This is a genomic window from Dyadobacter diqingensis (genome assembly GCF_024220585.1).
GTDB classification, from domain to species: domain Bacteria; phylum Bacteroidota; class Bacteroidia; order Cytophagales; family Spirosomataceae; genus Dyadobacter; species Dyadobacter diqingensis.
Genome location: NZ_JAMXKF010000010.1, coordinates 121627 through 141018, shown reverse-complemented (window position 1 = coordinate 141018; position 19392 = coordinate 121627). Strand labels below are relative to the sequence as shown.

The window sequence follows — 19392 nt, the reverse complement described above, 5'->3', positions numbered from 1 at the left end:
ATGTTTACCGACGTTCGAATTGATGGAGAAAGCGTTGATCTGGCGGAAGATGTCAAAATATCTCTGAACCTGGTTAACCCGCATCTGAGCTACGACAGCATTCCTGACAGCCAGGCAACCATTCCCAATCTGCCATTTTCAGTCAACAACCAGCGGATCTTTGAGTATGCAGAAATCCCGCAGGCAGGAAATGATCTGCATGCGTATGACTGTGAACTTTTATATAACGGAGCACTTACCTACCAGGGCAAGGCCTATGTCAAATCAGCAAATCCATTATCCGGCTACCAGCTGGAAGTAGGCGATGATCTAAACCGGTTCTTCGGCCAGTATCAAAACACGCTGCTGACCGAGCTTGATCTGGGCACAATTCCACTTCCTGCCGTTTTGCCAGTGGTTATTAATGCGGCCGGCGCGCCGGCTGTATGCTTTCCGACTATTCTGAACGCCGACTATTATGGCACCAATGGCGCAGAAATCGCCTACGACGGCTTTGTAAACAAATATGTGAACGGAAGTGGTTACACGGCCGAAACGCCCCGTGTACCGCATCTTTTCATTAATTATCTATTAACCAGGATAGCAGCTGCTACCGGTGTGACGATCGGCGGAAACTACCTGAGCCATCCAACCTGGAACAAACTGATCCTTACCAATTGGCGAGCACTCGACGGCGAAAATACAGTGACCATAAACCGCCACGTCCCGGCTTGGACGGTCCCGATGTTTTTGATGGAGCTTCGAAAAATCCCTAACCTGGAACTCAGCTTTGATAGCGCCGAGAAATATCTGAATATTGATTTCTGGGAAGATAAGCTAAACATGCCGCCGGCAGTCGACTGGACTGACAAAGCCACGATCGGGGTTGATAAATATCCGGAATTTAACCGCCGTCTTCACCTGGCGACGGAACTTGACGGGGCAGACTCCCTGATGAAGGATAAACCTGATATCATGGGCGACTACATCACACCCAGCGAGGCGGTACTTGGAAACATAGCCATTGGCTTGGCGAAGGTGAGCATGAGGCTTTCGACATTTCTGACCGATTCTGTTAGCGGCCTTCCGATCGCAAAACAGACCGGTGTTACCAAGCAATTCAATCAGCTGAGCGTCACAACTGCGCCCCGGCTGCTTTTTTGGCATGGATTACAAGGAGGAATTCCCAAAGCACTGCCCGAATTGAATGGAATCAGCCTTTACATCAAAGGCGACAAAGGAATCGGAGAAACGAGCTGGAACCGGATTGAAGACATGCGGCTAGGGATGTTTTACCTCAAAAAATCCTTTGTACTGACTGAAACTGATCTGGCACTGCTGGATTTCTCCCGGATGATACATTACAAAGGTCTTAATTATCTGATCGCACATATCTCCGGAGAATTGCCCTTAAGCAAGGAATGTAGCTGCCTGCTTGTTAAGATTTAAGATAAATGCGAGATTTAGGCTTTATTTAATCAACCTTCCCTCAATGAAGTTTAAACTCGAATCGATTAAATCTTTATTTATTGAAATGAGATTTAACGACACTCTTTTGTCGTCTGCGACGGCGTTTATTGCCACTAACAAGGCTGGTGTCGCATTCCTAATTACAAACAGGCATAATGTAACTGGAAAAGACCAAGATACCGGTTTGCCTTTATCAAAACATTGTGGAATCCCAAATAAGATCGTTATTCATTATCATAGGTTAGATGAAAATAATCAAATTATCGAGTTAGTAGAAAAAGTTGAGATGCTTTATGACGACCACGAAATGGAGAATCCATTATGGTTCGAACACCCTATTTTGAAAGACAAAGCAGATTTTGTCGCTCTTAAATTAACAGAAACCGTAGGAGTAACCCTGTCAACGTACGACGTGACCAAGACTACCTCATATCCCCCCAACCCAAAGATAGATAAGTATTCACACGAAAATCTAAAAGTTGGTACAGCAGAAGTTATTAGTGTAATAGGATTTCCTTTTGGTATCCGATTAGAAAAAAATTTAGCAATTTGGGCCACAGGCTTTATTGCCTCTGAACCGGATTCAAATTTTGATGATCTCCCTATTTTTTTGATTGACTGCCGAACCAGGCAGGGACAATCAGGATCACCAGTTATCGCATATAGAACTGGTGGGATGAATACTCTTACGGACGACCAAGTAATAGTAATGAGTGATCCATTTTACAGGTTTATGGGCATATATAGTGGGCGAATAAATAAGGATTCGGACTTGGGGAGGGTCTGGAAAGCAACCGCAATTAAAGAGCTAATCGAATCAATTAACCCTTAATTAAGATTTACACCTATTGTGATCTGTCATTAAATCCACAAAATATAAAAGGTGCTTCAATAATCAAAGCCACTTTTTTGTTAAAGTACTGTTAGTTAAACTACTTTAATGTACGTGTAATAATACCATTCAGCCATTCGCTTTAAATTGATATCAATGAGGTTCTGATCTTGCGAGTCAACTTCCAGGACCTCCAAAACAATCGGCAATTGCCTCCTAACCTGTATAGTTAAGTTAGGGGTGCTGTATTTATCCATCTCCATATGCGTGCGAAAGGTTATAATCTTCGCTTTCATAAATGGATTGTATTCGCAAAAAATAAAGGCCGCCTCGTTATCCGAAGCGGCCTCAAACCTGTATTTTTTCTTCATTAAGAATATTCCTTAAAATGAACTTTCGGGTTTTGTGGATCCGGTGGTCGTATCACAAATAACCTTTTAACACCCGCTGTTTCAGTGGTGTAATAAGGAATCCATAGGTGCTCACGTAGGTACACAGGTACGTTACGCGCCTTCCATTTTTTACCTCGAGCGTCAAGAGCCTCGAAAAGCTCCCGCGCGAGGACGATACCGTCTTCGATTTTATTTTCCATCATGTGAATGCCGGTTGTTGAACCGGTGGCGCTTCCGGTGATAATTCGGGGGAAGGTACAAATTTTTGTCCTTTCACGGCTTGGAGCCATGTCTAATTTTTGTCCCCTACTCAAATATTAGCCATGAAAAGAGAAATGAAAACGCCGATCAGCTATTACGGCGGAAAACAAAATATGCTGTCTGCAATCCTTCCAAAAATCCCAGAACACACCACTTATGTAGAACCTTTCTTTGGCGACGGCGCTGTGTTTTGGGGTAAAAAACCTGCCCGTGTAGAGATTGTTAACGACATTAACAATCGGCTTATCACCTTTTACAAAGTTTTGAAGTACGATTTTGACGACCTGATCAGTAAAGCCGATGAAACATTTCATTCAAGAGATCAGTACAACCAATCCAGTTCTGTATACAAGTCTCAGGCCGATGAAATTACCGATCCGCTTGCATGCGCTTGGTCTGTATGGGTTCAAACCAATATGTCATTTGCAACAAAAATGGGAGGAACGTTTGGGTACGACCGATCAGGGAGCTGCGCTTCCAGTTTGTACAACAAGAAAAAGAATCTTACAGAGGCTTATCAAGAGCGGATGAAGCGCGTAACCATTGAAAGCTATGACGCGCTGAAGGTGATTAAAACTTACGATTCTCCGGAAACGTTTTTTTATCTGGATCCTCCCTACGTTTCGTCAGATCAGGGACATTATGCAGGCTACACCAAAGAAGACTTTCAGAGGCTTTTGGACGCATGCGTCAACATGAAAGGCAAGTTTCTGTTAAGCAGCTATCCGGAAGAATTGTTAAAAGAGTACAGGATCCTGCACCATTGGAAGAACGAAGACCACGAAAAAACCGTTGCTGTGAAGCAAAGGACCACACCAAAAAAGAAGGTTGAATGCTTGACCTGGAATTATTAAAAAAGCCCCTATTGGGGCTTTTTGCTTTACTTGATCTTATAGACAGTTCGATACTCCTCGCCAGATTCAGGGTAATGAGGTTGAAAAGAGAAATTACTATCATGTTTCCACTCTTTCTCACCCTTTTTACGGTATTGTTTAACTAAAAGCCATTCCTCATTATTAAAAATCTTGCCGTCCGATAAGTTTGGGTTCTCCAACTCAAAAACACCTTTGAACTTATTTTTTTCAAAATACTCGACAGCTTCGGTCGACAGATCATGCGGATATCCTTTACCGTCACGAACTTCAATAGCAAATTCAGGAAAATCACTCATACTGAAATAATTTAAATTATATATGACACTTTAAGCAAACAATTTTCTGCTTTCGATAGTGCCAATACAACAAGTTACATATTGTCTACGAGCTGAAAGCTCCATTTTCATGTCCTTTTGCTCCTAAAACCCTTCAATTTTCTTGCACCTGGTTAACTCCGGGAATGTCTCCGGACGTGTAGAAAGATTGAGGAGAAATGGCTTTACAGCAAAATGAAACCGTAAGTATCACCCTAAAAATTGACGGTGATAAAGCCCGGAATGAACTGGCAATACTTGAAAAGGAATCCAGAAATCTGGAAAGAGCAATCAAGGAAGTTCCCAAAGGCTCTGCTGAATGGGCAGAGCTTAACAAACAGATCCATAAAAACGCTGACGAGCAGGCAAGACTTCGAAGTGAAATAGGACTCACTGGCCTTAACTACAAACAACTAAAAACTGAGGTTTCGAACCTAACCAGGGAGATCAGTAAAATGACTCCCGGAACTGCCGATTTCATTGCCAAATCCAAACAACTCAAAGAAGTTGAAGATCGCATGGTGGCGGTTGGAAAGGGCATGAAGGATGTGTCCGGAGCGCTTGACGATCCCAACAAAAAAGGACTCTGGTCCAAAATGGTTACCGGTGTTAACACCGTTAAAGGAGCCTTCAATGCATTTTTAGCCTTGGCCGTGGTTCAGTTCATCTATGATCTGGGCATGAAAATCTTTGATACTACTTCCAAATTTGAGAAGTATGACAAAGTCTTAACCACTGCTCTGGGCAGCCAAAAGGAAGCTGCCGCTGCAATGGCAGCGATCCAGAAAATGGCCGCCAATACCACCTTCGGTGTCGACGAGCTGACCGAAGGCTACGTGAAATTTGTCAACCGGGGCCTCCGTCCCTCTCAAAAGGAAATGACCGCCCTGGCCGATTTGGCCGCTTCCCAGGGGAAATCATTTGACCAACTGACCGAGGCAGCGCTCGACGCGATATCCGGAGAAAATGAGCGCTTGAAAGAGTTCGGTATCAGCGCAAAAAAATCCGGGGATCAGACAACATTCTCTTTCAAGGGGATGCAAAAAACCGTTGCGAATACCCCCGAAGCCATTAATGCTGCCATTATCGCTTTCGGCGAGATGGAAGGCGTGGCCGGTCAAAATGCCACTATGATGGAGACTTTAGGCGGCAAGGCTTCGAACTTATCCGACAGCTTTGACATGCTGATGGTTGAAATCGGCACCTATCTGAGGCCTGTTTTCGTCGCTATCCTGGATTTGATTATTGCCTGTGTACCCGCTTTGAGTCTTTTTGGCAAAGCGTTCGGATCCGCAGCGCTCGTGATCAAAGGGGTCGTCGTCGGCATTGTTCAGACAGTCAATAATGCCGGTATGGTGATCTACAAGCTCGCGGAAGCCGCTTTCGAAGCCGCAAAGGGAAACCTTGCCGGTGCAAAACAAGCGATCACCGAAGCCGCTGACTATGGCAAAAAATCGCTCACCGCCCTGGGCGATGAAGGTATTAAGACCGGAAAAGAAATCGTCAAAATCTGGAAAAATCCGGAAGGGGAAACCCAGGCAGCTTTCGCTGGTAAAAAACAGGCTGAAGCGCATCAAAAAGAAATTACGGCGGCTCAGCAAAAAGAGGCTGCAAAACGGGAAAAATTAAAGGAAAAGGAGCTTGAAAGTTTCCGTACCGCCGAAGAAAAATACGACAAACAGGTTCAAGCGGACCGCGCCAAAGCACTTGAACTGATCGCTCAGCTCGAAAGTGAGAACAATGCCACGATCGCCAAAAACACGTTTGAATCCGAGGAAGCAAAGATCAACGAGGTCCGCCGTAAAAGGCTAAAACAGATCAATGATTCGCTGGCCGACGAAACCACCAAAGAGGCCGCGCGCGTAGCCATCAACCGGAATGCGGATGATGCGGTTGAGAAATCAAAGGAAGAATTTCGGGTTAAAACCCTTAAAGCCGACCAGGAGCTGGCCATCAAAAAGGCTGAAAACGCCAAGTTTATCAATGAGCAGCAGCGTGTGGCCGAGATGGAAATTCTCGATTTCAGACAGCTTGCCGCTAAAAACAATGCCAACGAACTTGCCAGAATAGCAAAGGAGCGCCTTGACAAGCAGCTCTCCTACCTAAAAGAAAACCTGGCTCAGGAGGAAGCCGCCGAAAAAGCCCGGATCATTGCTGACTATACTGACAAAGACCAGGCTGCAGCCGCGATCCTGGCTGTTGAACGGCGCTATCACCAGGAATCAATCACAGCTGATAAACAAGCTGCTGCCGATAAAAAGGCGATCGATGATGATCTGAGAGAAAAGAAACAGGCAAACATTAAGGCTTATTCAGATGCGTTCGCTTCTCTTTTAAAGGGTGACGTTTCCGGATTTTTGGAGGGTGCCGGCAAGATTGTATCCGGACATAAAGCAGCCTGGCAGGAGCGCCTGGCTGCTGATACCGCCAATTACGAAACCGGCGCTCAGGCAGCACAAGCAGCTGTTGGCTTTTTGAATGACCTGGCTCAGAAAAAAGCGCAGAAAGCCATTGACACAGCCAACCGGGAGCGCGATGAAAAGGTAGCTATTCTTAACCAGGAACTGGCGGTAACTGAGTCGATGATCACCAGTAGCTCAAACTACGTCACCGCCCTCAAAGATGCTGAAACCAACCGCCTGGCAGAACTCCAGCGTATACTTACCTCCGAAACCACAACGGAAGAACAGAAACGCGATGCGCTGAAAAAATACTATTCCGAGCAGTTGCAGCAAATGAAAGCTGCCGAAGAAGCCAAAATTCAGGATCTTCAACGTCTTGCCAACCTTGCCAAAACCGAAGACGAGAAACGCGCGATCGAGGCCAAAATTGACATGGCCAGAAAAGAAAGCGCTGAGAAGATTCGGCTGGCGGACGAAGAAGGGCAGACTAAAATGCAGATGCTGGATGAGCTGAAAGACTTCTCCATGGAAAGCTCGGCCACGCTGTTAACCGATGCTCAGAAAAGCAGCGAAAAGCAAATTACACTGGCTAGCGACGAAGCAGAGAAAAAGGCCGATTTCAAGGCAGACCTGGAAGAGACCATTGCGGCCGAGAACCGGAAAGCCAGGGCAACGGAAATGGCTGAAAAACAAAAGGCATTTCGCGCCCAGAAAAAGGCCGATATCGCCACCGCTTTGATCACCGGTGCCCTCGCTGTACTGAAAGCACTTGCCAACTTTTTCCCGCTCAACATCATTTTGGCGGCAACGGCAGCCGTGGTGACCGGTGTACAAATTGCCAAGATCAAAAACCAGCCAGAGCCCACTTTCGCTCAGGGCGGTATGCCAGGTGCAGTGATACAAGGTGGAAAGCACGGGGCAAGATATAGTGATGGAGGCATTGCGCTCATCGACCGCGCCAGTGGTCGTGAGGTGGGCGAAATGGAAGGTGGTGAAGCCATTATTAGTGCGGACCAGACCGAGGCAAATTTACCTTTGATCCATGAAATGTTCCGGAACGCCCGGAGTCCGGGCATGCGTAAAAAAGCCATAGCCTCTCAACCTGGATTACCCGCCTTCCGTGATGGCGGTATGTTTGAAAGTCCTTACTGGCAAAAAGACATGTACCTGTTTGGTAGCAAAAAGAAAAAAGCAGAAGCTGCTGCCAAAGCCGCCGAAGCCGAAGCAGCTGCCGCTCAGGCCGAAGCTGACGCGTACTCCGCCGATATGCCTTCGGCTGACACGGGTGCTTTTGGTGGTATCGATGGAAGTGAACCGAACCCAAGTACCGCCGAATCTCAGGCAGCTTTTCAGGCTTCTCAAAAACAGGCCGAAGCGCAACTGAAATTGTTGCAGGAAATTATTGATACGATCGCCGATGGTGACGAAAGCATTATCAAAGCGCTGGAATTGGTTATTAAATCCGTTATGGAGAGCGCTACCAGTACAGCGGATGCACTCGAAAAAATGGCAACGGAAGTAGCAGCTTTGAAAGGGAGCATCCTTGATGTGCGCGGTGCAGTACTGGAAAATGTTGGTGCTACCCGAGGCGTCGAAGGTGCTGTCCGTGAAAGCAATGCGAATGGTGTGCTATACGCCATTATGGGCCGAATTAGTGCGCTTGGTGCCTGAAAAATGATTATATTTGAACTTCAACATCCCTAAAAATGATTAAAACAATTTCGCTAATTGTGCCACGGCACGTCAAGAAGTTTATTCTATCAGAGGAAGGTTACAGAAAACAGGCAAACGCAATTTATGTTCCCAAACGATCAGAGCTCGGCGAGATGATCTTTGCCGTTTCCAACACAATCAGCTACACGCAGATCTTCGAGGAGCGGCAGCTGCCCAACGGCTCTGAATGGATCACCTTTGAGTACAACAGTAAAAAGAAATCCTTCGATGTACCGGTCGAAAAATACAAGGTGCTCGAATGCTTCCTGGTTGAACATTTCCGGGGTGCGCTCATCAAGGAAGTTGCAGCTATTCATTACGTTCATCCTAACGATGATTACTCCTGGATGGTCCGCTCTTTTCTCACGCGTAGGGGCATTGTCACCGACGATGCTGGCGACAAGGATATCGACTGGGAAACGGTTCGCAAGATCTATCGGGACTATTTGGACGTGATTCAGAAAAAAAACAGGGAAAACAGGCAACTTTCGCAGCCAGTTTTGTCCGGGCTGCAACCTTTTCGTCGGATTTAAGACAACTTTGTCCGGGCTACAACCTTTTTGTCGGGATACAAAACCGCCTGATTTCAACAATTAGGCGGTTTTTCTGTTTAAAAACCCCGGGTTTTCTGTCCTTTCAAAACGCGGCCGCTGATGGTAGTTTCGTAGCATGGCAACAACGCAAACTATCCGGCTATGGCAGCCGCAGCAGCTCAACAATTCAGGGATCCGCAGGTTAAAACTGATCGATGCTGATACCGTCAAATTACTACCGGTTGGCATCCAGACAAACCAGGTTTCACTCCTTCCCCAGGGTGATGTGGTACTTTATGAATTTATCTTCCCATCCGATCTATCCTGTGTGGCCAATACTGCTTTGCAAAAAACAAACACCGGCGATTATTACTGGGTGCAAAATCTGGGCTTTTCCCTACCCCATATCCAGGATGAAGTATTGCTGTGGATGCAGTCCAATGTCTTTAACAAATGGCTGGCCATCACCGAAGCCTACAACGGATCCATCCGGCTTTTTGGTGGCACCCCCTATGGCCTGGATTTAAGTATGCAGGCTACCACCGGGGCCACACCAAAAGACAGCAATCCGATGAGCTTTTCGCTTTCCGGAGAACAGCTTTATCCGTACCACCGGATCCCCGGATATGAGGATGAAAGCATTTTCCCAACCAATGCCGGTTTCACCCATGGGTTCTCATTAGCATTTGAATCCTGATGCTGTCCTTTGATGCAAAAGGATATCAGAACACCTTCGGTATTATTTTAAAAATTCATTTATATGGCTTTAAACTGGACAGTCGCGCAATTCAACGCCTTCATTGACTCGATTTTTCCGGATAATCAAAATCGGGAGATTTCGGAGGCAGACTTACGCGATGCCTTAAAAAACACGGTGCTCCGCTGCGATGAGAGAGCCGCAGCAGGTGAAGCACTCACTCAGGGACTTAATACAAATTTTGTAGCAAGGAGTTTGACTTTGAACGCTATTGTTTACATCAACGGTACAACTGGGAATGACGCGAACAATGGTTCGAGCTATGCTCTGGCAGTAAAAACCATGGCCAGGGCAATCCAGCTTTATTCAGACAAAGCAGTCAACCTGACAGTGTACATTATTGGAACTGTTGAAATTCCGGCAAACATGACTCTGAATGCGACTAATATCTGGTTCGCCTTTTATGGTGATGGTAAAATCTATATCCGGAAATTACCAGCGAACAATGGAAATTATTGCCTCATGTTAAGTGCTCTGAACGTTCAGTTTATGACCTTCGGCGGTGGATTGGGAGTTATAGAAACAGAAGGGCATGGAGGAAATGTTACATCGTTGCCCGTCTTCGACTACAACATGTTGCAAGGTGGTATCCGTCTGTTAAAAATGACCGGAAAAGAATATCGCACCAGCTTTAAGATCCAGATGATCGGGGTTAATGTGATGAAGCTAGTTGCAGGAACCAACACCGTCATTTTTGCTCCGTATGAAGAAGGTGTTAATCCGATCATTTATTCTCGTACGTCATACATCTATTACGATCAGATGTACTCCGACGCTCCCGCGGCCGGGGCGGCGTATGACATTGGTTTTAACGGGACTAAGCTCTACATCCGCAACTACACCCCAACAAGCTCCACGGATGCCAATGTTCTTGAGGGCGAAACAACGAGCGACAACAGCTGGCTGTTCCGGAAAAACGGCGGCGTGATCAAAAAAATAGCCTGGACTACTTTCTAAAACCATGGATCATATTCAACGTATTGAAATTTCACCTTCCCCGGGATATCCGGATGTGGTACGAAAAATTGCCGTGCTCGGTAAAAACGAAGATTACAAGTTTTGCTCCGTTACCCTGATCTGCCAGATTGAGCATTACGATCAGACCGGAAAACGCCTGAATGCATTCGCAGCTATTGAACGGGATCCTTTCCTTCTGATTGCAGATGATTCGAGCAGGGTTAATCCGGAAACGGGTGCTCTGGTTTTCAAAGATGCAAACGGCAACTACCCGGCCGGATCCATCGGCCAGTACACCTGGCTGAAAGCTGCTGTCGAAAACGGTGCCAATCCCTTTGCCATCACGACCGGCGCGGTTCTCGAAGCAGACGCACTTGGACGGTTCACCTGATCATGACAGTTTATCCCGATATCCGTTTGCGTAAATCATACGCAAAATCAAAAATCGACTGGTTTGAGCTGACTGAGGACTGTTCCTTTAAACTGGAATCCGGCAAGGAGCTGTTTGTAATGCCGGCGGGATATCCCACCGACTTTGCCAGCGTTCCCCGGATTGCCTGGAGTATTTTCCCGCCTCATGGTCTGATGGCCAATGCTTCGATCCTGCACGATTATATGTACGATAACCGTATCAATGAAGATAAGCTGGGCGCCGACCAGGCTCGGGCCTTTGCTGACAAATTATTTCTGACCCACTGTTTAAATGACGGTGTTCCGATGTGGCAAGCCGCCTTTGTCTACGGCATCATTCGGCTGTTTGGTAAAAGCTGGTGGACCAAATAAAGTTTAATTGTGGTGTTCTTTTGAAAGGTTGCAACATCCGCTCCGTTGGGGCGGATGTTCTTTTATGTCCTTTCCACCCTTGATCCTACCTGATATCCTTGTATCCACAATCAAATCGAACCGATTTAACCAGGTTACATGAATCCGCTTTTAACACAATACATATGGCAAATTTGCGAGGCCCATTTGCCTGAACTTCAATTCAAGCTCAGGAACAATACAAAAGGCCCGTTCACGCCTACCCTGCCAGCTTCATTTGAAAAGCGTATACTATCTTCCGGTTTAACAAAGGTCTGGAACGATTACCTGACAAGTGTAAACTCCCCAGATCAAAGTGTACTGGTTCTTCCCGTTCATGGAGAAATGAGCCGGTCAAGCTATTGGGGTTACGGAAATGAATTTTTTATTCGTCAATTAAATGCTGCTGCACAGGATAGTGATTACAAGGGTGCCGTTCTAAAATTTTATTCCCCTGGTGGAACAGCTGATAGCACACCGGCTTTTGCTGATGCGGTCGCCCAGTTCAAAAAGGCAAAACCGATCATCGCACAAACCTCCTACTGTGCAAGTGCAGCCTACTATGTAGCAAGTCAGTGTAATGAAATCTTTATAGAAGATCAGGCTGCCAGCTCCATTGGGTCTATCGGCACCTTGCTTATCCTGGAAAACTATGCTAAAAATCTGGAAATGGAGGGGATCGAAATGGAGATTATGCGTGCGACCGCCTCTGTGGACAAAGCACGTGTAAACTGGATCGAAGCAATTTCTGATGAAGCTCGTGCCGACCTACAATCCATGCTTGATGCTTGCCAGAAAGAATTCGCGGGTGCTGTGAAACGCGGCCGCTCCGGAAAAATCAATAATTCCGTACTAACCGGAAAAATGTATGGTGCCAACGACGCGCTCAAAGAAGGTCTTGCGGACCGCAAAGGCGATCTGACCAGTGCTGTTAAAAGGGTCATTGAGCTAGCAAAATAATGTATCAATTTTAAAATCTAACAATAATGAGTAAGCCGAAAAAGAGTGTTGTAACATGGCTGAGTGATGCTTTCGGCATTTCTCACAAAATTATTTCTGAAAGCTTAAGCGCTGAACAGTATGCTAAGTTTTTGGAGGAAGCCGGCGCGGTACAATCGTCTGTTGAATCTGACGAAACCGATGAAGATGATGAAGACGAAGACCTGGAAGATGAGAATGAAACTCCGGATCCCAAAAATGCTGACCCGAAAGGCTCAACCGTTGAAGCTCGTCTTTCTGCTTTGGAGAAGGGACTGGCAACGGCAAAAAATGCCCTAAAATCTGAGGCGAAAGCGCATAAAGCAACTACTGCAAAGCTGACTGAAACAGAGCAGAAATTGAAGCTGGCGGAAGATCAAAAAGGCAAATTGCGTCAGGCAGTTAACCCGCTAGCCGATGAAGATGCAACAACTTCGGCCAAGGATGGAGAATTTCTGACCCAAGCTGACATTGACGCCCGCGAAAGCTACAACAGACGCAAAGCCGAAGAATAAGAAACTGGGTTTGGAGTCCGAACGGACAGATCGGTAATGAGATAGAACGAGGGATATCAGCCGGGGTGACTCCACTCCTATTTATAGATTTTTTACAACAATAACGAAACGAGGAGAATGGCAAGTGTTGATTTAAGTGCTTTAGATGCTTCCTTGAAGCACAGAAAAAGCAAAGGAAACGGCCTGATGGTGAAAAAGCTCACCGATGGCTGGGGGAAGGTGAAAAACTTCCGAAAAATGAGGGTTCTGGATAAAGTGATCCTGGGATCGATCGTGGTGAAATCTGTCGCCCAGCCTGGTGCGAAGGGAGCGTTCAACCCGAAATCCAACATCATGAAAGTGCAAAACCGCGTTGGCCAGGTACGTCCTGCCAAAGTGGACCTTTTGATCACTGAAATAGAGCGTTTGGAGCTTGAAGCGAACTATTTTGCTGAAATTGAAGGCACAGACGGACGCGACCCGAACAAGTTCATGTTTGCGGATTACATCCATGAGTATGTAGTCGAGCAGGCCGGCGTTGACACGTTGAACGCTGTTTGGATGGGTGATCTTAACCCTGCCGGAACCAACCCTGAAGATATCTGCGATGGTATCTACACCTTGATCCAGGCCGATATCATTTCTGAGGAATTGCCGGAAGAATTGGTTTTGACGCACTCACAGGCAGGATTTCTACTTGATGAAAGCAACATCATTCCGGAGTTAAAAGGCCTGGTGATGAAGTATAAAACCAAGTTGCCTGCATACGGCTATTCACCTGCAACACTTTACTGTGCTCCGGAACGTATCGCCGAATACGAATTTGCGCTTGAAAAAGCCAACGGCCAGGTGAACACTTACAATTCCTTCAATCAGATGGTATTGTATTTTGCAAAAAACATTCGCCTGGAACCTGTACTGGCCCTCGCTGGAACCGACTTCATGATGATCACTCCGGATGACAACATTGTCTACCTGACTGACCGTAAACAGGATTCAACCGAGCTTGATTCTGATTACAACAAACGTGATCGTTCTGTGGCCCTTGTTGCCGACTATTGGTTTGCACCAAACTACGTGCGTGCGGACATTATGGTCGTAAACGATTTGGGTATTCGTCCGTAGCGTAGTATCCCATTTTGCTGACATCGGCACAATGCCCCTTTTCCATCCCGGAAAAGGGGTTTTCAAAACTCAAAAACGCCTTATTAATAATGAAAAAGCTATTTAATTTTTTACTTGTTGCCCTGGCTGCGGTTGTCGCGTATCATGTGGGTGACATTTTAGGTTTACACGCTGCTGCTGGTGGCGTACTGTTAGCCGCTGCTCCTGTTTTTGCTTCCTTTGCAAACCTTAAAAACATCGATGAGCAGCTGGCCAACCCGGCCGGGATCCGTCGAATCGGTGTGATCGCAACAAAGGATTTGCTCGATACAAAAATCGACTGGCCCTCTCCCCTGGGTGCTACCCCGGATGTGGATGTGGTGACCATGGAAGTTACCGTCGCCGTGCCCGTTGCCGTCGGTAAGACGATCGCAGTAATCACCCCTGCCGACAACTCCGCTTTCATGAGCTTTGAGAACCAGGGAGACCGCTTTTATCAATCCTACAAACACAGTATGGGCTTTGATATCGCCGGTCTTACTAAAACACAGGCAGCAGAGCTCCGCAAGTTCATCAACACCGGTGCTATTTTCTTTGTAGAAACCAATGATGGCGATATCCGTGTGATTGGTTCTAAGCTAAGCCCGATCGTTTTGAAAGCGAAAGGCGATACCGGTAAAAAAGGTGGTGACAAACGTGGCTACACGCTCACCGGCGACAATGACAACTTCACCATTGAACCGCCATTTTATAAATCAACGCTCGCTTTACCAGGCATGACTGCTGCGGTATAAACCTAATATTCAATGAAACTGAAATTATCATTTGAAACAGACAAATCTTTCAACTTCCAGTTTGGTGATGTGAACGTCAAGGTAGGACCGGAAGAAACCGAAGTTGGAGATGAGCACGGCAAGGCCCTGCTTGAACAGTTCCCGCATTGGTTTGAACAAGTCCCGGATCCACAGGAGAAGCAGGTCGACACTACGGAAGTTTTACCGGCACCGGTGGCTCCTAAGCCAGCATCCAGCAGGACTACAACGGCGGCCGCAAGTACGGAACCCTCCAAATAGAAGGAAAAGAGGCCGGAAGTAATATCCCGCCTCTTTTTTTATTCCATTCTCACTTTCAACTCCAAAAATTCAAATCAAATGTCGCTTAAAGAAAAAATTGCTCTGGCCGATCTTGTAAAAAAGGTACAGCGCGGTATCCTGACAGAAGAACAGGGGAAAGCCAGATTCAAAGAAATTACCGGCCGTGATCCGGATGAATCCATCGACGAGCAGCAAGATGCTGACCTGGTTAATCATCTTGACGCGCTGGCCAAGACAGTCCCGGCAAAGCCTGCGGCCAGCAAAAAGAAACCTGTCGAAAAAAAAGTAGTGACGGATCCACAAGCAGAGACGCAGGAGCCAAACAACCAGGACGACAGCCAGCAGCCGGAGAACGACCAGGACGAGAATCAGCTGACGGAAGTAACGCAGCACCCGGAGCGGATCGACACCCAGCGGACAATACAAGTCTCTCAGGAGGCATAAAGATCACCATGCCGGCCGGGGTGCCGCTGACACAAGCACAATACCAGACCGCATTCGCCCAGCTGTGTGAAAACATCGCCAACTACAACCGGCTTGCGGCCGATGCGGCAAACCGGTTGTGGGATTATCCGGAAAACATCGCTATCCCCGAACAGGTTAACCAGGTGCTGCACTACGATGACCTGTACCGAATGGAGCTGGCACGCAGGAAGTACTTGCAGGAAAACAGGATGCTGCCGGCCGATGAGCCACAAAGGGAATTCCGGAAACCGGATTACAAGGTGCCAACCTCCGGGCTTGAACTGGGTACGGCGCTCCGGAACCTTTCAAAAAATGTATCGATCTGGAAAAAAAGGCTGAACGATCAGCGGTATCCGGACGCAGATCAGAAACATGCCATGTATGTGGCGCTATATAATGAAGCAAAGTCTAACGCCGATGCCGAACGTGCAAGGCAACAATCGCTAGCTAATGAATCTCGTAACAACAATTGATCAGGTAAGGGAGGTTGTCGGCAATGCCATCCGGAAGGAAAACACCTTTGAGGTACTTAAACCCTTTTTAAACGGTGTGGAAGAAACCCTGATCCATGACCTGATCGGCCAGGATCAGCTCGACGAGCTTGCCAGCTCTCCCACCGGTATTACCGCCGAGCTGCTGAGCCTGGTAACCAAAGCGATTATCTGGAACGGATATCTTGATGCCTGGTACCACACCTTTTACCAGCTCGGTCAAACCGGTATCAGCCGCCAGCGGCCAAAAGACACTGAAGGGCTCTTCCGCTATCAGGAGGAAAATATCCAGAAAGACATTCTCCGGAAGGCCGATTTTGCTATCGAGCGCCTGATGGAATTTTTGGTGCAGCATGTTGACGAGTTCCCAAAATGGAAAGAGTCAGCAGAGCACCAGACCGGACATGTGTACATTATCGCCACGCCGGCAGCGCTTCAGGTATCGCTTCCGGAAGTGACAAAAAGTTACCGGATGTACCTGGTGCTGCGGGGGTACATGGCGCGCGTTGAGCGCTCGACCGCCAAGGTCACCATGGGCGCAGCGCTTTACTCAGCGCTAACCGGCAAGCTGAAACTCGGCACGCAACTGGATGCCAACTATCGCCGTTTGCAGGAGCTTTCGGCTGAATATGTCGCGCCGGCAACGCTGCTGGAAGCCATGCCTTTCATCCGGGTACAGTTCACGCCCAACGGTGTACGTGTCATGAATGTGATGAACAACCTGCAAGATGAAACAGCGATCGTCGACGAGCAGACCAAATGGCTGATGGACCTGCTCAGGGAGCGGTCCGAAAATGCCAGAGCCGAGCTTCGCCAGTTCTTAAATGACACGGCCAGCCCAGCTGTATTCCCTGAATATTTTAACTCTGGCCTTTATGTGGCTCCCGGCAGCCGAGAGTGGATGATGCCGGACAATTGCGGTAAAAAACATTTCAGAATGTGAAAAAGGTATTTATTCAGGAACTCGACGCGCATTGTCAGCTGGTGGACAGCTACACCGATTTGCGCAAACGTGGTGATGTGGTAGCGATTGTAAAAGCCGCTTACCTGAACCCGTTAAGTATACCCGTAAAACTGGAACTACTCCGGAAACTCTTCCAGGCCCCGCCAGAAGTTTGGTATCAGTTGGAACAACCCGAAAACCATGATGAGCTCTGGCGGCTGATGTCCCATCTTGAATGGGTATGGAAAGGCCCGGAGGTAAAGCCGCTTCATTTTATAAGGTTACGCGGCAAAACCTTTTTGCTACCGGATGAAGATCTCTTTTTTCTGAGCACTTCCGAATTCGTCGTTGCTACGGCTCATTTGATCGGTTTTTGGACTTCAAAAACCGATGCTCAGGGAGCGGAAAGCCTGGCTAGGTTCATGGCCACGATCACCCGGCCAAAAAAAGATGTCATGCAGCGTCTGAAAAGTAAAGATGATCCGGATCAGCGTGAAGTATTCAGCTCGGTAAGAACGGAGAGCCGCTGGAAAATCTTTGCCAAAACCGATATCGTAACACAGATCCTGGTGGCCCAGTGGTTCAACAATGCCGGCAACCGCTTGCTGAAACGGTACGGGATGACCGGCGGATCCGGTGACGATGCCATGATTAATCAGGGGGTGTTTGTCCAGGACTGGGAGCGGCAGATTGTGAAGGTGGCCGAGAGCCAGGTTTACGGAAATTATGACGCGGTCATGTCTCGATCCCTTCCGGAAGTACTCTCCTACATTGATTTGAAAAACGAGGAGATCCGGAGACAAAACCAGGCTAACCGAAGAAACTAAGATTTAAATTTTAATTACCATACCAATGAAAGATCCATTAACTCAGGAAAGCAATGTACCATTCCGGGGCTTGGTTTTGAACACCGAGACCCCGGAAGAAATCGAACAAAAGGCGGCAGAGCTACTGGCCAGCGCCGACAACATGCGCAAAAAGCAAAACGAAATTGCCCAGGCGAACAGGGAAAAAGAAAAGCAGACGGATATGAACCTGCTGGTAAAACACCGCGCGGACCTGAAAAGGACAGAGGATCTGTTAAAGCTCCCGGGTAAACTTGAACTGACCGACCTGAAAAAATTGCAGGACGATAAGGACGTTATCCTGGCTGATATCCTGGCCATAGAAACAAAGTACGGGATGGCTCAGGCGACGGCGGATCCGCAGCAATCTGATGAAAAACCAAAGAAAGAAGTAACCAAACTTCAAACCGTTTTACAGGTTTTTGGCCTGGTGGTTGCCTGCTGGGCGATTGTCTTCGGCAGCGGTGATCTGATCATGGAATACTACCCGAATGCAGCTGTATACAACGTGGTCAGCTTTCAAAAGGTGCTGTTTGCTTTCTCTGTATTTATGGGCGGGATAGCTTCGGTCATTGCAGCGCTGGCGATTTTCTTCCCTGGTCATGCCAAGTATTTCAATCCTTTCAACCGGGATCAATTAGATTTTTTCAATGACTTCAAAACACTTTCAGAATGGCATCGAGTACTTATTTCCGTAGTCTTATTTTCTGCTTTGTTCTTTGCTTTTGTCTTGACGGTTTCGGGCAAGCTCGATTAAACCCGGATCCACAAAAACCGGACAGCTCAAAGCATGCGGTCCGCGAGCTGATACTAACGATCGCTAAAAAGGAGATCGGGGTAACTGAGCGGACCGGCCGTAATGATCATCCCAGGATCGTGGTTTATCACCGGTCCGTATCTGAATGGCTGGCCAATTACAAACCGGCTCAACCTTATTGTGCCAGCTTTGTCAACTACGTTTTGAAAGCAGCCGGCGTAAAAGTGACGGGTGTGGCCAACCCGGCCAGAGCCAGGGATTGGTTTACGGTTAAAAAACGGATTGTACTCACTCAGCAGAATCTGCGGGGTAATCAGCGCATGATCAAACTTCCGGAGAAAGGCTGTCTGGTGGGCTATATCTTTTACGGAAACGCGATCAGCCATGTAGAAATACTCGACCGGATTGATCTGGATGAAGGCTATGTCTATTGTGTGGGTGCCAACACCAGTGCAAAAAACGCGGCTAATACCGTGGACCGTGAAGGGCAAGGCGTGTATTACGTCAAGCGGAAAATAAAGATGTTCTACGCAATCGCTGATGTGATATGAAAAAAAATTTAGCGATCGCAGCCGGGTTGATATTCTGCTTTGCCCTTTTATCCGCCTGTCATAGAAAAAACAGGCCGGATCCGCTCTCTGATGTTCCGGATCTTCCCTCGGATACGGTTTACGTAACCAGGTTGGTCGACAGGTGCAATTATCAGTATCTGTCGCTGGATCCAGCAAAATCCAGAAAACAAATTGCCGGTATGATTAAAGCGCTTGATAACCTTATCATTCATAATGACTCCATCATTCAAAACCGAATGTCTGTTATCCGGACACAGCAGGCAGTTATCAAAACTTTCCCTGGTAAAGACGGCCGCCAGGGCAGCTAAATACTGCTTGGTTGGTTTATTGTTTTCAGCTCCGATCTGGATCCCGGAGCTGATC

The 19392-nt window shown here is 47.3% G+C and carries 24 protein-coding genes; 21 read left to right on the top strand and 3 right to left on the bottom strand.

The features are described 5' to 3' along the window. On the top strand, positions 1–1428 hold the full coding sequence (locus M1L62_RS23820; protein WP_254562148.1) for a hypothetical protein: 1428 nt from the start codon (positions 1–3) through the stop codon (positions 1426–1428). 43 nt (positions 1429–1471) lie between these two features. After that, positions 1472–2281 carry a trypsin-like peptidase domain-containing protein gene (locus M1L62_RS23815; RefSeq protein WP_254562147.1) on the top strand — a complete coding sequence of 270 codons (810 nt, stop codon included), beginning with the start codon at positions 1472–1474 and terminating at the stop codon, positions 2279–2281. 95 nt (positions 2282–2376) lie between these two features. Here the strand turns inward: M1L62_RS23815 and M1L62_RS23810 are convergent, their stop codons facing one another. Together M1L62_RS23810 and M1L62_RS23805 are read right to left on the bottom strand one after the other, a co-directional pair. Beyond that, positions 2377–2652 (bottom strand): hypothetical protein, encoded by a 276-nt coding sequence (locus M1L62_RS23810; protein ID WP_254562146.1) that lies wholly within the window; start codon positions 2650–2652, stop codon positions 2377–2379. Continuing rightward, positions 2652–2963, bottom strand: a complete 312-nt coding sequence (locus M1L62_RS23805; RefSeq protein ID WP_254562145.1) for a hypothetical protein — start codon at positions 2961–2963, stop codon at positions 2652–2654. The genes M1L62_RS23810 and M1L62_RS23805 overlap by 1 nt, the downstream gene beginning before the upstream one ends. Positions 2964–2996: 33 nt before the next feature. Between M1L62_RS23805 and M1L62_RS23800 the strand changes: the two genes are divergently transcribed. Then, entirely contained in the window at positions 2997–3788 is a 792-nt protein-coding gene (locus tag M1L62_RS23800) for a DNA adenine methylase (RefSeq protein ID WP_254562144.1), read from the top strand. Positions 3789–3814: 26 nt separating this feature from the next. On the opposite strand, the gene M1L62_RS23795 is transcribed toward M1L62_RS23800, so the two are convergent. After that, positions 3815–4105: a hypothetical protein gene (locus M1L62_RS23795; RefSeq protein WP_254562143.1), complete on the bottom strand. Its 291-nt coding sequence runs from the start codon at positions 4103–4105 to the stop codon at positions 3815–3817. Between the two features lie 197 nt (positions 4106–4302). On the opposite strand from M1L62_RS23795, the gene M1L62_RS23790 reads away from it, so the two are divergent. The 18 genes from M1L62_RS23790 (at position 4303) to M1L62_RS23705 (ending at position 19337) form a co-directional block, all read left to right on the top strand. Next, positions 4303–8196 carry a hypothetical protein gene (locus M1L62_RS23790; protein ID WP_254562142.1) on the top strand — a complete coding sequence of 1298 codons (3894 nt, stop codon included), beginning with the start codon at positions 4303–4305 and terminating at the stop codon, positions 8194–8196. Between the two features lie 35 nt (positions 8197–8231). After that, the gene (locus M1L62_RS23785; RefSeq protein WP_254562141.1) at positions 8232–8771 is read left to right on the top strand and encodes a hypothetical protein; all 540 of its coding nucleotides are present in this window, start codon (positions 8232–8234) and stop codon (positions 8769–8771) included. A gap of 136 nt (positions 8772–8907) precedes the next feature. Further along, positions 8908–9468 carry a hypothetical protein gene (locus M1L62_RS23780; protein WP_254562140.1) on the top strand — a complete coding sequence of 187 codons (561 nt, stop codon included), beginning with the start codon at positions 8908–8910 and terminating at the stop codon, positions 9466–9468. Positions 9469–9531: 63 nt separating this feature from the next. Continuing rightward, positions 9532–10485, top strand: a complete 954-nt coding sequence (locus tag M1L62_RS23775) for a hypothetical protein (RefSeq protein ID WP_254562139.1) — start codon at positions 9532–9534, stop codon at positions 10483–10485. 4 nt (positions 10486–10489) lie between these two features. Beyond that, a complete protein-coding gene (locus M1L62_RS23770; protein WP_254562138.1) occupies positions 10490–10876 on the top strand; it encodes a hypothetical protein in 387 nt (128 codons plus the stop codon). A gap of 2 nt (positions 10877–10878) precedes the next feature. Then, positions 10879–11268, top strand: coding sequence for a DUF1353 domain-containing protein (locus M1L62_RS23765; RefSeq protein ID WP_254562137.1), 390 nt, complete (start codon positions 10879–10881; stop codon positions 11266–11268). Positions 11269–11406: 138 nt separating this feature from the next. Then, positions 11407–12246 carry a S49 family peptidase gene (locus M1L62_RS23760; RefSeq protein WP_254562136.1) on the top strand — a complete coding sequence of 280 codons (840 nt, stop codon included), beginning with the start codon at positions 11407–11409 and terminating at the stop codon, positions 12244–12246. A gap of 26 nt (positions 12247–12272) precedes the next feature. Beyond that, the gene (locus tag M1L62_RS23755; protein ID WP_254562135.1) at positions 12273–12779 is read left to right on the top strand and encodes a hypothetical protein; all 507 of its coding nucleotides are present in this window, start codon (positions 12273–12275) and stop codon (positions 12777–12779) included. 117 nt (positions 12780–12896) lie between these two features. Continuing rightward, on the top strand, positions 12897–13883 hold the full coding sequence (locus tag M1L62_RS23750; protein ID WP_254562134.1) for a hypothetical protein: 987 nt from the start codon (positions 12897–12899) through the stop codon (positions 13881–13883). A gap of 89 nt (positions 13884–13972) precedes the next feature. Further along, on the top strand, positions 13973–14656 hold the full coding sequence (locus M1L62_RS23745; protein ID WP_254562133.1) for a hypothetical protein: 684 nt from the start codon (positions 13973–13975) through the stop codon (positions 14654–14656). 12 nt (positions 14657–14668) lie between these two features. Then, on the top strand, positions 14669–14935 hold the full coding sequence (locus tag M1L62_RS23740; protein ID WP_254562132.1) for a hypothetical protein: 267 nt from the start codon (positions 14669–14671) through the stop codon (positions 14933–14935). 78 nt (positions 14936–15013) lie between these two features. Continuing rightward, a complete protein-coding gene (locus M1L62_RS23735) occupies positions 15014–15400 on the top strand; it encodes a hypothetical protein (RefSeq protein WP_254562131.1) in 387 nt (128 codons plus the stop codon). 8 nt (positions 15401–15408) lie between these two features. Continuing rightward, positions 15409–15894, top strand: a complete 486-nt coding sequence (locus tag M1L62_RS23730) for a hypothetical protein (protein WP_254562130.1) — start codon at positions 15409–15411, stop codon at positions 15892–15894. Next, on the top strand, positions 15872–16855 hold the full coding sequence (locus tag M1L62_RS23725) for a DUF6712 family protein (protein ID WP_254562129.1): 984 nt from the start codon (positions 15872–15874) through the stop codon (positions 16853–16855). Before M1L62_RS23730 ends, M1L62_RS23725 begins: the two co-directional genes overlap by 23 nt. Further along, the gene (locus M1L62_RS23720; RefSeq protein ID WP_254562128.1) at positions 16852–17682 is read left to right on the top strand and encodes a hypothetical protein; all 831 of its coding nucleotides are present in this window, start codon (positions 16852–16854) and stop codon (positions 17680–17682) included. The genes M1L62_RS23725 and M1L62_RS23720 overlap by 4 nt, the downstream gene beginning before the upstream one ends. Positions 17683–17707: 25 nt before the next feature. After that, on the top strand, positions 17708–18457 hold the full coding sequence (locus M1L62_RS23715) for a hypothetical protein (RefSeq protein WP_254562127.1): 750 nt from the start codon (positions 17708–17710) through the stop codon (positions 18455–18457). Further along, the gene (locus M1L62_RS23710) at positions 18373–19008 is read left to right on the top strand and encodes a C40 family peptidase (protein WP_254562126.1); all 636 of its coding nucleotides are present in this window, start codon (positions 18373–18375) and stop codon (positions 19006–19008) included. Before M1L62_RS23715 ends, M1L62_RS23710 begins: the two co-directional genes overlap by 85 nt. Next, positions 19005–19337: a hypothetical protein gene (locus M1L62_RS23705; RefSeq protein ID WP_254562125.1), complete on the top strand. Its 333-nt coding sequence runs from the start codon at positions 19005–19007 to the stop codon at positions 19335–19337. The genes M1L62_RS23710 and M1L62_RS23705 overlap by 4 nt, the downstream gene beginning before the upstream one ends. The last annotated feature ends 55 nt before the right edge of the window (positions 19338–19392 follow it).

Excerpts from the sequence above, each read along its gene's own strand:
- M1L62_RS23775 (WP_254562139.1), top strand. The coding sequence starts at position 9,532 with ATGGCTTTAAACTGGACAGTCGCGCAATTCAACGCCTTCATTGACTCG.
- M1L62_RS23780 (WP_254562140.1), top strand. The coding sequence starts at position 8,908 with ATGGCAACAACGCAAACTATCCGGCTATGGCAGCCGCAGCAGCTCAAC.
- M1L62_RS23820 (WP_254562148.1), top strand. The coding sequence starts at position 1 with ATGTTTACCGACGTTCGAATTGATGGAGAAAGCGTTGATCTGGCGGAA.
- M1L62_RS23735 (WP_254562131.1), top strand. The coding sequence starts at position 15,014 with ATGTCGCTTAAAGAAAAAATTGCTCTGGCCGATCTTGTAAAAAAGGTA.
- M1L62_RS23815 (WP_254562147.1), top strand. The coding sequence starts at position 1,472 with ATGAAGTTTAAACTCGAATCGATTAAATCTTTATTTATTGAAATGAGA.
- M1L62_RS23725 (WP_254562129.1), top strand. The coding sequence starts at position 15,872 with ATGAATCTCGTAACAACAATTGATCAGGTAAGGGAGGTTGTCGGCAAT.
- M1L62_RS23750 (WP_254562134.1), top strand. The coding sequence starts at position 12,897 with ATGGCAAGTGTTGATTTAAGTGCTTTAGATGCTTCCTTGAAGCACAGA.
- M1L62_RS23760 (WP_254562136.1), top strand. The coding sequence starts at position 11,407 with ATGAATCCGCTTTTAACACAATACATATGGCAAATTTGCGAGGCCCAT.
- M1L62_RS23715 (WP_254562127.1), top strand. The coding sequence starts at position 17,708 with ATGAAAGATCCATTAACTCAGGAAAGCAATGTACCATTCCGGGGCTTG.
- M1L62_RS23790 (WP_254562142.1), top strand. The coding sequence starts at position 4,303 with ATGGCTTTACAGCAAAATGAAACCGTAAGTATCACCCTAAAAATTGAC.
- M1L62_RS23770 (WP_254562138.1), top strand. The coding sequence starts at position 10,490 with ATGGATCATATTCAACGTATTGAAATTTCACCTTCCCCGGGATATCCG.
- M1L62_RS23785 (WP_254562141.1), top strand. The coding sequence starts at position 8,232 with ATGATTAAAACAATTTCGCTAATTGTGCCACGGCACGTCAAGAAGTTT.
- M1L62_RS23800 (WP_254562144.1), top strand. The coding sequence starts at position 2,997 with ATGAAAAGAGAAATGAAAACGCCGATCAGCTATTACGGCGGAAAACAA.
- M1L62_RS23805 (WP_254562145.1), bottom strand. The coding sequence starts at position 2,963 with ATGGCTCCAAGCCGTGAAAGGACAAAAATTTGTACCTTCCCCCGAATT.
- M1L62_RS23730 (WP_254562130.1), top strand. The coding sequence starts at position 15,409 with ATGCCGGCCGGGGTGCCGCTGACACAAGCACAATACCAGACCGCATTC.
- M1L62_RS23810 (WP_254562146.1), bottom strand. The coding sequence starts at position 2,652 with ATGAAGAAAAAATACAGGTTTGAGGCCGCTTCGGATAACGAGGCGGCC.
- M1L62_RS23705 (WP_254562125.1), top strand. The coding sequence starts at position 19,005 with ATGAAAAAAAATTTAGCGATCGCAGCCGGGTTGATATTCTGCTTTGCC.
- M1L62_RS23740 (WP_254562132.1), top strand. The coding sequence starts at position 14,669 with ATGAAACTGAAATTATCATTTGAAACAGACAAATCTTTCAACTTCCAG.
- M1L62_RS23795 (WP_254562143.1), bottom strand. The coding sequence starts at position 4,105 with ATGAGTGATTTTCCTGAATTTGCTATTGAAGTTCGTGACGGTAAAGGA.
- M1L62_RS23755 (WP_254562135.1), top strand. The coding sequence starts at position 12,273 with ATGAGTAAGCCGAAAAAGAGTGTTGTAACATGGCTGAGTGATGCTTTC.
- M1L62_RS23745 (WP_254562133.1), top strand. The coding sequence starts at position 13,973 with ATGAAAAAGCTATTTAATTTTTTACTTGTTGCCCTGGCTGCGGTTGTC.
- M1L62_RS23765 (WP_254562137.1), top strand. The coding sequence starts at position 10,879 with ATGACAGTTTATCCCGATATCCGTTTGCGTAAATCATACGCAAAATCA.
- M1L62_RS23710 (WP_254562126.1), top strand. The coding sequence starts at position 18,373 with ATGGCATCGAGTACTTATTTCCGTAGTCTTATTTTCTGCTTTGTTCTT.